Annotated in this window: 10 protein-coding genes; all 10 read left to right on the top strand. The window is 36.4% G+C overall.

Features of this window, described 5'->3' with window-relative positions; translation table 11 throughout:
- Positions 1 to 43 precede the first annotated feature (43 nt).
- The 10 genes from QZ367_RS00840 to QZ367_RS00885 all read left to right on the top strand — a co-directional run bounded on the left by QZ367_RS00840 (position 44) and on the right by QZ367_RS00885 (position 13,217).
- Positions 44 to 754 carry a class I SAM-dependent methyltransferase gene (locus QZ367_RS00840; RefSeq protein ID WP_291936032.1) on the top strand — a complete coding sequence of 237 codons (711 nt, stop codon included), beginning with the start codon at positions 44 to 46 and terminating at the stop codon, positions 752 to 754.
- The gene (locus QZ367_RS00845) at positions 747 to 1,859 is read left to right on the top strand and encodes a hypothetical protein (protein WP_291936034.1); all 1,113 of its coding nucleotides are present in this window, start codon (positions 747 to 749) and stop codon (positions 1,857 to 1,859) included. Before QZ367_RS00840 ends, QZ367_RS00845 begins: the two co-directional genes overlap by 8 nt.
- The gene (locus tag QZ367_RS00850; protein WP_291936037.1) at positions 1,849 to 2,547 is read left to right on the top strand and encodes a class I SAM-dependent methyltransferase; all 699 of its coding nucleotides are present in this window, start codon (positions 1,849 to 1,851) and stop codon (positions 2,545 to 2,547) included. Before QZ367_RS00845 ends, QZ367_RS00850 begins: the two co-directional genes overlap by 11 nt.
- 1,395 nt (positions 2,548 to 3,942) lie before the next feature.
- Positions 3,943 to 6,027, top strand: a complete 2,085-nt coding sequence (locus tag QZ367_RS00855) for a heparinase II/III family protein (RefSeq protein WP_291936039.1) — start codon at positions 3,943 to 3,945, stop codon at positions 6,025 to 6,027.
- Positions 6,020 to 7,162 (top strand): glycosyltransferase, encoded by a 1,143-nt coding sequence (locus QZ367_RS00860; RefSeq protein WP_291936042.1) that lies wholly within the window; start codon positions 6,020 to 6,022, stop codon positions 7,160 to 7,162. The genes QZ367_RS00855 and QZ367_RS00860 overlap by 8 nt, the downstream gene beginning before the upstream one ends.
- A gap of 23 nt (positions 7,163 to 7,185) precedes the next feature.
- Positions 7,186 to 8,253, top strand: coding sequence for a glycosyltransferase family 1 protein (locus tag QZ367_RS00865; protein ID WP_291936044.1), 1,068 nt, complete (start codon positions 7,186 to 7,188; stop codon positions 8,251 to 8,253).
- 312 nt (positions 8,254 to 8,565) lie between these two features.
- Entirely contained in the window at positions 8,566 to 9,672 is a 1,107-nt protein-coding gene (locus tag QZ367_RS00870; RefSeq protein WP_291936047.1) for a glycosyltransferase, read from the top strand.
- Positions 9,665 to 11,029: a mannose-1-phosphate guanylyltransferase/mannose-6-phosphate isomerase gene (locus tag QZ367_RS00875; protein ID WP_291936050.1), complete on the top strand. Its 1,365-nt coding sequence runs from the start codon at positions 9,665 to 9,667 to the stop codon at positions 11,027 to 11,029. Before QZ367_RS00870 ends, QZ367_RS00875 begins: the two co-directional genes overlap by 8 nt.
- A 1-nt stretch (position 11,030) precedes the next feature.
- On the top strand, positions 11,031 to 12,341 hold the full coding sequence (locus QZ367_RS00880) for a sugar transferase (protein WP_291936053.1): 1,311 nt from the start codon (positions 11,031 to 11,033) through the stop codon (positions 12,339 to 12,341).
- Between the two features lie 636 nt (positions 12,342 to 12,977).
- A complete protein-coding gene (locus QZ367_RS00885) occupies positions 12,978 to 13,217 on the top strand; it encodes a hypothetical protein (RefSeq protein ID WP_291936056.1) in 240 nt (79 codons plus the stop codon).
- The last annotated feature ends 181 nt before the right edge of the window (positions 13,218 to 13,398 follow it).

Genomic DNA, 13,398 nt, shown 5'->3' on the forward strand with positions numbered 1-13,398 from the left:
GTGCTATTTTTTTGATATAAACGAGCACGATTATGATCTTAGGTTGCTATATGATAGCCTAGGAGATAAAAACATAAGCTCGTATGATGTAACTTTTAAAAAAGATAGATACTGGGATAATGAAAAAAGGGTTATACATTCTATACAACCGAGTATAAATAGTGTACTGGATCTTGGTTGCAGAACGGGAGATTTTTTGATGCACTTTGATACGGGCATAGAAAAATACGGTATCGAACTATCAAAATCAAGCGCCGAAGTAGCAATAAAACGAGGACTAAACGTTTACGAGGAATTTATAGAAAATATAGACTTTAAAGATAAAAAATTTGACGCAGTGACTTGCTACGCCATTTTGGAACATTTAAAAGAGCCTGTGCCTATACTAGATAGATTAACGCAGCTAGTAGAAGAAAATGGAGTTTTAGTGATTATGGTTCCTTATCTGCATAGTTTTAAGGCTCAATTGCTATATAAAATAAATTTCAGATGGCATATGTTTAGCCAGCCGGAGCATTTAAATTTTTATTCCAAGGTATTCTTGGATAAATTTATATCCGAGAAAGGATTTGTGTTGCGAAAAACAAAATATACTTCAGGCGGTATGTTTAATCCATTTAAAAAGATACCTATCGCCTCAAAGGTATTTGGTAAGTTTATGAATTTTATTGATTTTTATACCCCAATAAATCAAATATCTATATTTGACCATATGTATTTATACTATCAAAAAACAAAGGGTACGGATGCTTAAAAAAGCTAAATGGAAAGACGATTGCTTATCGCCGATTTTATTGGGAATAGATGATTTGTGTGACGGATATTTTAAAAAAGAGCATCAAAAAATTTTCCCATTTTTCGATGCGGGCTATGGCACAACAAACGACGGATCTATTTTTAGCTACCTTAATAAAAACCTACTTCAAAAATATCCCGAAATAAAAATCACATTTTTTTTACCATTTGGCAAAGGAGCTTACTGGGATAAAGATAAATCTATAATTAACGATATTTTTGAGAGGGTTGAATTTGAGGAATTTTTAAATTTTATATTAGATTGCGGCTATGAAATAGCTTATCACGGACACGATCATGGACTAATAAATTCTACACTAGATCCGAGTACTTGGTGTTGTGAGTTTGATCAATATAGCAAAGAAGAGTATTTTGATATCATAAAAAGCGATTTAGCTAAATTTAAAGATAGATTTGGATATGAGGTACATGGCGGAAGAAGCCCTGGTTATAAATTTAAAGATGATTTGATAGATGGATTGTGCGAGTGCGGATTTAAATGGTGGTCTTTTTACTATAGGTCGTTTATAAATAATATCAGCCTGAAGTACAATGGTTATAATATAATCGAGATGCCGTCAAATTTGTCGGGAGATATGTTTAATTATAGCAAAAACCCCGTAAAAAGCGCAGCAAAATATTTTTTAAATTTATATAGACTAGAGCATATGATTAAGTGTGGTCAGGCTGTAAGTATAGCGGAGCATTTTTTTAGAACGAGATTTGATGGTAAGATACAAATGCCGAATATTTATAATGACATAAACTCTTTAGATTTTCTTTTTGGATATCTAAGAAACAAATATGTTTGGTATGCTACTTTTAGCGAATGCGCGAATTATTATGAAAGCTATAACAATACCGATATTCTAGATATGGGAGATGGAGTATTTGAAATAAAATATAAAGGCAGTTGGAAAATGTTTCTAACATTTATCTCGGATCATAGGTATTTACAAAATATACAGACTAAAGAAATTTACGAAGGCTTTATGAAAAACAATAGATGGCTTTTTAATAATTTGGTCGAAGGAACATATAGGGGACATAAAGATGTATTTTGACAGACATTTTTCTTTGATTACCGGATATAGATTCTTGTTAAAAGACGTTATAAAATATATAGCGACAATAGATTCTTTTTTTGATTCTAAGTATAAAATTTTAGATATAGGTTGCGGAAAAAAACCATATAAGAAATTACTAAAAAAATCTGATTACGTAGGTCTTGATGTGTGTGAATGCGAATATGCAAATCCGGATATAATAGGTAGCTCTGAAAATATCCCTTGCGAGAATGATAATTTTGATGCAATTATGACAGTTTTTGTTTTAGATGATTCTTTTTATATTAAGAAGACTTTTTATGAAATTTCAAGAGTGCTTAAAGATGGTGGGTATTATTTTGCTCTTGAAGCGCAAAATGCAAGCATACATAATCCCCCCTTTGATTTTTTTAGATTTGCTCCAAATGCCATGATTAAGCTAGCAAAAGAAGTAAATTTAGAACTTATAAGATATGATACATATGGCGGAGATTTTGCAAACGTAGGCTTTTGTTTTATATCAATTATACGAAATACACTAAGTAGTCTCAGGATAGAACCCTTTTTGGGCCCTATATTTTACTTGCCGATAAACGTAATTTTTAGACTTCTAGATCTAATAGGTAGATTAAAGGTGTTTAAAAATAAATATAAAAATAATTCCTTGGGGTATTTCTATGTTTTTAAGAAAGTAGAGAATGCTTAAAAGGTTTCTTAAGACGATATCTTTATATACTATTTTTTTGATGATTGAAAAAATTTTATCTGTATTATTTTTTTCATATATTGCTAATACTTTAAGCATGAATGATATGGGTGCATATGGACTGTACATGACTATATATGTATTTTTATCTTTTTTACTATCGCTAGAATTTAAATCCGGATACGCAAGATATTACTACGAATATTCTACAGAAGAATCCAGATATAAATTATTTTGCGGCATCGTTAATGTTACATTTCTTTCTCATATGATTATGGGTATATTGTTATTGTGTATTATAAATTATTTTAATTTATTGAGTTGGAAAATTTTTATTGCTTTGTCTATTTTATCATTTTCTGATAGCCTGATATATCTTATACAGTATCAAAAAAGGTTGGAAGAAAAGGATATGCAGTATGGAATAATTATAATCAGTAAGATACTCTTAACAATTATATTTTATTTTATTATAAAAAGTTACGATATGGGGGGTAGTGCGATCGATATAATATATGCTATGTTGTTTTCTAGCACAGTTGTCTCCCTGGTTAGTTATTTTAGCTTTTTTATTAAAGGTTGGCTGTTTGGCGTAAATTATCATATTACAAGGAATTCCTTTTTATTTTCCATAAAAATTGCGCCCGGTATTGTCGGGTCATATCTATCATCATTAAGCCCGCAATTTATCATTGATAAAGTTTTTTTAAATAGAGAATTTAATGGAATTTTTTCGGTTTACCAGAAAATCGCATCAACTATTTATATTATGTTCGATCCGCTTTATATAGTTTTTTCTCAGAGAGTCCTTAAATTTTATAAGGAAAAGAATTTTATCGGAATCTATAAGATGATGCTTAATATAATTTTTAACGGATATGGATTTATGATGTGCATTTTTATTTTGGGCTCATATTATGTCGTATATATATTTGCGGGAGAGAAATATATAGAGTATCAGCACTTCCTATTCATATTTTTATTCAGCGGATATTGCACATTGATTTCGAGAATTCTTGAATTAAATATCCAGATTTCTGGGAAAAGTCATTATTTTTCTTATTTGGAGATATTTGTAGGAGCGCTAAGCGTATCTTCTCTTTTGTTTTGTGCATATTATTTTGATTTTTACTTCTTTATATATTGTATAGCGGTTATTTCTTTTTTTAGATTCGTTGTATATATGGTAGTTTCCAAAAAAATATATCCAAAATTATTTTTAGGGTATTTTTATTATTTGTTATTTTTATTCTTTCCTAGTATAATTTATATCTTTAAAATATTTGACATACTATCGGAAGTTTTATTATTTCTATTAACTCTGATTTTTTATAGTTGGTTGGCTATTAGGGCAATCAAAGAATACAAAAGCTGTCCGCGTATAGGGGAAGCATAATGTTATATTATCTAAAGCGACTATATTCTACTCCATTTCGCATAGTTTTGATGAAGCTATTTAATAAAATAACTGTTTTTTTAAATAACTTTATCAATCGTCGCACTGATTTTATAAATAAAAATACTCATATAAATTTTAACATTCCGATCATCAAAACTAGCTATATAAGCACAAAAGAGCTCGACCTATCAAATATAGATCTGGATGTTGCAAGATATCTATCTAAAATGTACATTGAGCATAAATTTGATCTGCTCGGTAGCGGCTGGGTAAAAAATAGCTATGATAGCGCGGCACTCGGGCTTGAGGGCTACAAATACGATATGAACGTCGCAGCGCCCGCAAACGCGCTAGAGGGCTACGAGCTGATTGATTGGCAAAAGGATTTTAAAAGCGGCTTTCGCTGGGATGAAAAAAAATGGTACAAAGATCAGCGCATAGCCCATAAGCCCGGTAGCGATATAAAGGTGCCGTGGGAGCTTGCGAGATTTCAGCACTTGCCGCAGCTTGCTATTTTTGCGATGGCGAATCCGAGCTTAAAAGAGCAAAATTTAAAAGAATTTAAAAACCAAATTTTAGATTTTATCCAGAATAATCCGCCTCGAATGGGCGTAAATTGGACCTGCACGATGGACGTGGGTATCAGGGTCGCCAATATGCTGGCGGCTTACGATATGTTTTGCCAGATGGATGAGGGCGGAATTTTGGATCAAAATTTCAAGCAGACCTTTTCAAGTAGCGTCTACGAGCATGCGCTTCATATCGTAAATAATCTGGAGTATTCGCCGCATCTTACGTCAAATCACTATCTAAGCGACATCGCGGGTTTGCTGCAAGCTTGCGCGTATCTAGACGGCAGCGGCGAGATGGACGCATGGCTGGCGTTTGCCGTACAAGAGATAATCTGCGAAATGAAAAAGGAATTTTACGAAGACGGCGGAAATTTTGAGAGTTCTACGAGCTATCACCGCCTAAGTGGCGAGCTAATGGCATATAGCGCGGCTCTGATACTGGGTCTAAAAAGCGAAAAAATTTCATCTTTGCAAAATTACGACGCAAAGCTTTGGCGCAAAAAGCCGAAACTCTTGCCGCCGGACGAGCAGGAATTTAAAATTTCGGACGGCAAAATCGCGCTGCCGCAGTGGTTCGTGGACAGGCTGTATAAAATCGGCAGGTTTACCGCAGACATTACAAAACCAAACGGCGAAATACCGCAATTCGGCGATAACGACAGCGGTAGGTTTTTTAAATTTAGCCCAAACGGCGAGTTCTTGAGCAACGAACAAGCCGTGCGAAAATATCTAAATTTGAGCGGCTTTGAGGGCGGCGACGAGCCGTTTTGGGACGAAAATATCTTAAACCACTCCACGCTAATTAGCTGCATGGATGGGATTTTTGACGATGAGATATTTAAAAATGGTATTTGCTTTGAGCGGAGTTTTGCGAGAGCTCTTGCAGGGCGCACGCTGCAAGTAGGCGATAAAACATATAAAAGCCAGGTTGCTTCGGGCGTAAAATTTAGCGAACTGCCATATCAAAAAAGGATGGAATTTAAAATTCCAAATTCGCAAGAGATCAAAAATCTATTTTATCCGGACAGTGGAATTTTTATCTTTAAATCCAGCAAATTTTACCTCGCTATCTGCGCTACGCCGCTTGGGCAAAAGGGTCACGGCGGACATACGCACAACGATAAGCTGGGCTACGAGCTGCGGATAGACGGGCTGGATATAGCAAGAGATCCCGGCACCTATCTTTATACGCCGATCCCCGGCAGGAGAAATGAATTTAGAAGCGTCAAGGCCCACAACGTGCCGATTATAGGCGATTTGGAACAAAATAGTTGGGGCGAAGGAGCGATCGGATTATTTGGAATGTTTGCGGAATGCAGATGCGAAGTGGCGGATTTTGGAGAAAATTTTATAAGTCTCGCCGCAGAATACAAAGGCGTAAAGATAATTAGAAAATTTGAGGTAAAAGAGGGTAGCCTAGAGATTATTGATATAGCAAATAGGGAATTTTATTATAGTAAATTTGAGTTATATTCAAATGGATATGGGAAGTTGATGAAAAATGTCTAAAAAAGTTTTAATGGCCGTTGCGAATTACTATACTTCGCCGTTTCAGGTCGGCAGTCATCATTATGCCAGAGCATTTGAAAAACTAGGATATGAGGTGCTTTTTATCTCAAATCCCATCTCGCCGATACATAAAATTTTTGCAAATAGCAATGAGCTGAAAGAGCGGGAAAGAATTTATAAAAAAGGAGGTGAAAGTGCGGGGAGCATTTTTTATTATGTTCCGCGCTCCCTTTTTACTCCTCAAAACAAGCCATTTCTATCGTCGAATTTCGTTTTAAATAATTGGCAAAATTTTACGTGCCCGAATTTGCTAAATTTTATAAAAGAGCGGGGTTTTGGCGAGGTTGATATATTGTGGTTTGATAGCCCGTTGTTCGGCTTTTTGCTGGATACCATAACTTATAAAAAATCGATTTTAAGGATAGCTGATTATTCAAAAGGTTTTAATGCAGTTTCTGATACTCAGTTTAAAGCCGAGATAAATATCGCGAATAAGGTAGATGCAGTCATTTATACGGCCAAAAATTTAAAGGAAAAATACGATCAAATAAAAGATAAATCTAAAATGAAATATGTACCAAATGGCATTGATCTTGATTTCTTTAAAGCGGCAGATAGGTCTTTGCCGCAGGAGCTTGAAGATATTCCTGAGCCTAGGGTAATTTACGTAGGCGCAATACATGATTGGTTTGATGTGGATTTAGTATATTACTGTGCTAAAAATTTGCCAAATTATAGTTTTATTATAATAGGTCCGGAGCAAAAAGATCTATCTTTACTTAAAAAGCTAAAAAACATCCATATTTTGGGCTCTATTCCATATGCTAAGATCCCTGCGTTTTTATATAATTCGCAGGTGGGCATAATTCCTTTTAATGTTAAGGATTATCCTGATTTAGTAAATAGTATAAATCCTTTAAAGATGTATGAGTATCTTGCCTGTGGATTAAAAGTCGTCAGTGTTGAGTGGGAGCAGATTAAAGATATGAGTGATATAATTTATTTGGTTAATACAAAAGACGAGTTTTGCAATGCAATAAAATATAGCCATGGTAAAGAATATGATTTGCAGAAACTTTCTTGGTTCTGTATCTTAAAATTTTTTTTGAAGGGAATCGGTATATATGTGGATTAAATATTATATTATAGGTATAAGATATGCTGTTTGTCAATGCTAGGTTTTTAACCCAAAATATCACTGGAGTTCAAAGATTCGCAATTGAAATTTCATTGTGGCTTAAAAGGATATTGAAAGATAATATTCGATTCATTGCTCCAAAAAATATAATTCACATAGATGTGGCAAAAGAGTTAGATGTAATTCGTATTGGAAATTTACAAGGATATCTATGGGAGCAATTGGAATTATCAAGGTTTTTGGTAAAGAGACAGAACCCATTGTTATTAAATTTAGCCAATATGGCGCCAGTATTCTATAAAAATAAAGTTACGGTCATACATAGTTTGTCTTTTTTAAATAAGGAATGGAATTCTTTTTTATTTCATAATATGTATAAATTTCTAATTCCGTTGATAATAAAAAATAGTAAATTCATTTTTACGGTAAGTAATTATACGAAACAGGAAATATTATCATACTATAAAAATATATATAATTTACATCGCAATATAGATGTTGTATATAATAGTTATATTGTTCGAAGTAAAAATAACATAGTAAGTAATATTTTTAATGACAATATTGAAGAATATATTTTATATGTTGGATCGGTTTCTAAGAGTAAAAATATAGTAAATTTGATTAAAGCTATAAATAATATAAATAGTAAAAATAAAAAAATTCTATTATACATAGTGGGCGGCTGTGATCAAAAAATATTTCGTTCAAGCGATATAGCTAGTAACGAATACGTAAGATTTGTTGGACAAATTAATGATGAAAATATCTTAATGGCTTATTATCAGAATGCGACCGCTTTTGTTTTTCCATCATTATATGAAAGCTTTGGAATTCCACCGATTGAAGCCCAGGCATGTGGTTGCCCGGTATTGTGTTCAGGAACTACGAGTTTGCCGGAGATTTGCGGTAGCGGTGCTTTGTATTTTGATCCAACAAATATTCATGACATAGAAGCAAAGATAGAATTGGTTTTAGATAATAAAAATTTACAAAACGAGCTTCGCGCTAAAGGTTTTGAAAATATTAAGCGATTCAGCTGGGAGGAATCGGCACATAAAATTATAAATTTAGTAAATAAGTTGTGAAGTATAAAGATATTTGCAACCAAACAGCTTGCCAATATGGTTTTTAGGATTACTTTTAAAAAAGGTCAATAAATTGTTTCAGATAATTTATATACCAATTGTAGGTTGTGAATTTTGTAAAATTAAGCCTTGGAGTAATAGAATTCTGGTTTGTAATAAAATTAATTGCTTGCAGCAAAACGTGATGAAAGTGATATTGTTTTGACGTGAATTGGCTTATATATACGCTGAAAGTAAAAGGATGTGGATGGGTAAATTATAAAAAGAAATTGATTATTTGTGAAATAGTATACATGATAAATGGAGATTAATATGAAAAAAATTTTAGTTGTTGATTGGCTGGATAAATATGCAGGCTCGGAACGCGTCATTAATTCTTTGCATAAAATATTTAAATTTGATGAATGCTACACTCTTGTGAATATAATGTGCAAAGAGGATCTTGATAAAATATTTAATGGAAATATCCCTAAAATCAATCATACTTTATTAAATTTATTTGGTAAGAGATTTAGATATTTTTTACCTTTGTTTCCATATTTTATAAAGAGCATAAAATTGCCACAAGATACTAAATTGGTAATTAGCTCTTCGCATGCTATTTCAAAATATGTAACATCCCAAGGTGCTTTACATATATCTTATTTTCAAGCTAGAAATTTGAAATATATATGGGAAGAACGAAATTTATACTTTACCGGAATAAAGAGAATATTTAAATTTATAATACCGTATTTGCAAAAATTTGATATAGAGGCATCAAAAAAACCTGATTTTATAATATCGAACTCAAAGTTTGTTCAGTCTTGGGTTAAGAGTAGGTATGGGAGAGATTCTGTAGTAATTTATCCGCCAGTTGATATTGATAGTTTTGGATTAGAAACAAAAAAGGAGTCGTATTATGTCAGTGTTGGTAGGTTGGAACCATATAAAAGATTTGATATAATTGTGAAGGCCTTTAATGTGTTAAAAGATAAAAGACTAATAATAGTTGGCGATGGTAGCCAAAGAGAGTATTTGAAAAACTTATCTAATAGTAATATTGAATTTGTAGGTTTTTTGGACAAAATTGCTATCAGCAATTATGTGAGTAGAGCAAAAGCTTTTGTTTTTATGGCAGAAGAAGATTTTGGTATAGCACCAGTTGAGGCGCAGGCTTGTGGCACACCTGTGATTTGCTTGGGAAGAGGCGGCGCAAAAGAGACTATTGTAGACATGCAAACAGGCGTTTATTTTTATAATCAAAATGTGCATGAGCTTATAGATGCAATTAATAAATTTGAAATAAATATAGATAAATTTGATCCTATAGCCATCAGAAAAAATGCTCTAAAATTTTCAAAAGAGAGATTTGAGGCCGAGATCAAAAGCTACGTCGAGAAAAAATATGAGGAATTTAAGGACGGCCTAAATGACTAATATAATCCTAAGCGGCGGCAGCGGCACGAGGCTGTGGCCCATCAGTCGCACGCTTATGCCGAAGCAGTTCGTGCGCCTCTTTGACGATCGCTCGCTTTTCATGATGAGCTACGAGCGAAACTCCCCGCTATGCGAGCGCACGCTCGTCGTCTCGAACGAGCAGCAGTATTTTTTGGCGCTCGATCAGCTTGAGGCTTTGGGTGCGCGCGGCGTAAAATTTTTACTCAAGCCCGTCGGCAGAAATACGGCTCCTGCGATCGCGCTTGCGTGTTTGAGCCTAAAGGCCGAGGAGATCGTTTTTGTAACGCCGAGCGATCATCTTATTAAAGACGAAGCTGCGTATAAAAACAGCGTCTTGCGCGCACGCGAGCTTGCAGAGCAGGGGTTTTTGGTGACGTTTGGTATCAAGCCTGCGGATGCAAATACGGGCTACGGCTATATCGAAGCAAGCGGCGAGGACGTGTTAAAATTTCACGAAAAGCCGGATCTTGCGGCGGCGCAAAGCTACATAGCGGCGGGGAATTTTTATTGGAACAGCGGCATGTTTATGTTTAAAGCTGGCGTATTTTTAGGCGAGCTAAAAGCACAGAGCCCTGAAATTTACGAAGCCTGCGTTCGCGCGCATGAAAATTCTAACGCAGAAAATCCGATTAGAATTAAACTAGGCGATATGCAAGAGATCCCCGCAGATAGCATCGATTACGCAGTTATGGAGCGCACGAGCCTTGCCAAAGTCGTGCCCGCAGACATCGGCTGGAGCGATCTGGGAAGCTTTGATGGCTTAGACGCCGAGCTGCCTAAAGACGCGAACGGCAACACCGCAAGCGAGCAAAATATCGCTCTAAATTCTAAAAACAATCTCATCATCGGCTCGGGCCGCACGATAGCCGCCATAGACGTCGAGGATCTCGCTATCGTCGATACCAAAGACGCCCTGCTCGTATGTAAAAAAGGCTCTACTCAAAAGGTAAAGCAGGTGGTGGAGCGGCTAGGTAGTAGCGATCTAGCGCGCGTACACGTAACGACACATCGCCCGTGGAGCAGCTACACGGTGCTTGAAGACGAGCGCGGCTACAAGATCAAGCGTATCGTCGTTAAGCCCGGTAAGCGGCTATCGCTGCAGAAGCACTACCATCGCAACGAGCATTGGATCGTCGTTAGCGGCACTGCGACCGTGACTGTGGGCGAGCGAAATTTCTTGCTGCGCGAGAATGAATCGACGTTCATTAGAATGGGCGAGATCCACCGCCTCGCAAACGAGGGCAAAATCCCCGTCGTGCTAATCGAGGCTCAAGTAGGCAGCTATACCGGCGAGGATGATATCGTGCGCCTGCAAGATGATTTTAATAGGAGTTAGGATGAAAAAGCAACTCTGCGTTTTAATAATCTTGGCGGTCGATATTTTCGTCATCTGGCTTTGCTTCGGACTTGCCGTGGTGCTTAAAAATCTGCTCTACGGCGATAGCGTGCTGCTGGACATCGGCAGGTATCAGGGCTTCGCGCCGTCCTATGTCATAATGATATTTCTATTTTTCTATCAGGGGATCTATTCGAGAAGGTATGATTTTTGGCATGAGAGCAGAATTTTAGTAAAAAGCTGTTTTTTGGGGCTTTTGCTAAGCCTTGCACTGCTTGCTCTAATCAAAGTCAATTACGAATTTTCGCGCGCCAGCTTTATTTTAAGCTTTGCCTTTATGGCGGTAGTTTTGCCGCTTTTTAAGCTCATAACGAAAAGGAAGCTTTTTAAATTTGGATTATGGCAGAAGAGGGCGAAAATTTTAGGCGAGGGCGAAGAGTTTGAGAGCGCCGTCTTAGAGAGCGCGTATTTAGGATATGTTAGAGCTCTTGGCGGCGATTACGACGTGTTGTTTATCGGCGGAAGCAGGCTTGGGGCGAAAGCCTTGAACGAGCTTATCGAGCATAATATCAGAAAGAACAAAGAAATTTTATTCACACCCGTGTTACGCTCATATGATTTCACGCAGACGGATATTTACAGCGTTTTTGCTTCGCGCACCAGCCTCTTTGCGATACGAAATTCTCTGAAAAGCCCTTTAAATTTAGCTCTTAAACGCGGGCTTGATTTGGCGCTAATTTTCTTAGCGCTTCCTCTGCTGGTGCCGATTTTCGGCGTAATCGCGCTGATGATGAAGCTAAAAGAGCCCGCGGGGCGCATATTTTTTTCGCACCAAAGGATGGGATTTGGCGGCAAACCGTTTGGGTGTCTGAAATTTCGCTCGATGAAAGAGAACGGTGATGAAATTTTAGCTCAGTACCTAAAGCAAAATCCGCAAGAGGTGGAGTATTTTGAAAAATATCACAAATACGAGCACGATCCGCGCATCACGAAGCTGGGCGATTTTTTGCGCAAAAGCTCGCTCGATGAGCTTCCGCAGCTGATCAACGTCTTAAAGGGTGAAATGAGCATCGTAGGCCCTCGCCCGTGTGCGCAATACGAGCGCAAGGATATGGGCGAATATGCTTCTCTTATCTTATCCGTCAAGCCTGGTATTACTGGGCTTTGGCAGGTGAGCGGGCGTAGCGATGTGGATTTTGCGACCAGGGCGGGCATGGATGCGTGGTATATGAAAAACTGGTCGATATGGAACGACATCGTCATTATTTTAAAAACCTTCAAAGTTGTTTTGGCGCGCGAAGGGGCAAGCTGATAGTTTATAGAGTTTAAGACGGGGCTGCCTCTTTTGAGATAAATTTTAAATTTAATACAGTGCTTCGATCGAGATATTAGAATCTTCTGAGCTAAATTTTGCTATGATTTAAAATACATATACACAACAATGTAATTGCATGAAAATAACTAGGAATTCGCGGCGCAAAATTTGAAATTTTGAAATTTCATCGCATGCTTGCGTAAAATAAGACTACGCAAAAATGGTGATAGTTTAATGCAGACGACCAAGATTATGTAGTATCGCGGGAAAATTATTAGCGCGAATCGTATTGCTTAAGCACATAAAAAAGGGCGCTACCCGATAAAATTTACTGCCGCTTTCCGCTTTTGCGCGAATACTACGACGTAAAATTTTTACAAGACAGATAAATTTTACTCTTACTTTCTCGCCGACGTATTTTAAAATTTTAAATTGCCTATCTCGCAAAAGCGGCAGCTATTTTAAAATTTAGGGAATTTACAGATAAAATTTTGATCTGTTTGAGGGATAGGGGGATAGTGTCCGGTAAAATAGACAATGGAAATGAGCTATTCGGTAATCATACCATCTCAAATACTACTTACGAATAAAAGGCGATCAACGGATATGAAGCCCTAAAAGCCTATGATCTAAATGGCGATAAAGTTAATAGATGAAAAGGACGAGATATTTAATAAACTTAAAATTTGGAAAGGTACGAATTCTAACGGTATTACCGACGAAGGAGAGCTAAGCTCGCTTGCGGATAATAATATCAAAAGCATTGATCTAAACTATAAAGAGATAACGATAGACGGGAATTCTAACACCGTAAAGCAAAGCTCTAAGATTGCTCTTATCGATGCTGATCTACTAATGGACGGGAGTAAGTGAAGCAGCTAAAGACTCGCGAGGAATTTATAGCTACTTAAGTAAGGTGGATATAGAATTCGTAAAAGCAATCAAATTAAATGCAAGAAGAGGACTGAGATTTTTATAACATTCACTGTCGACAGATTGCTTCGCTTGCAAAGTTTACCCGCAATGACGAGAAAAGCAAAAAATGGAAGGATAA

Origin of the sequence: Campylobacter sp. (genome assembly GCF_019423325.1) — a bacterium.
In the GTDB taxonomy this organism is placed as follows: Bacteria; Campylobacterota; Campylobacteria; order Campylobacterales; family Campylobacteraceae; genus Campylobacter_B.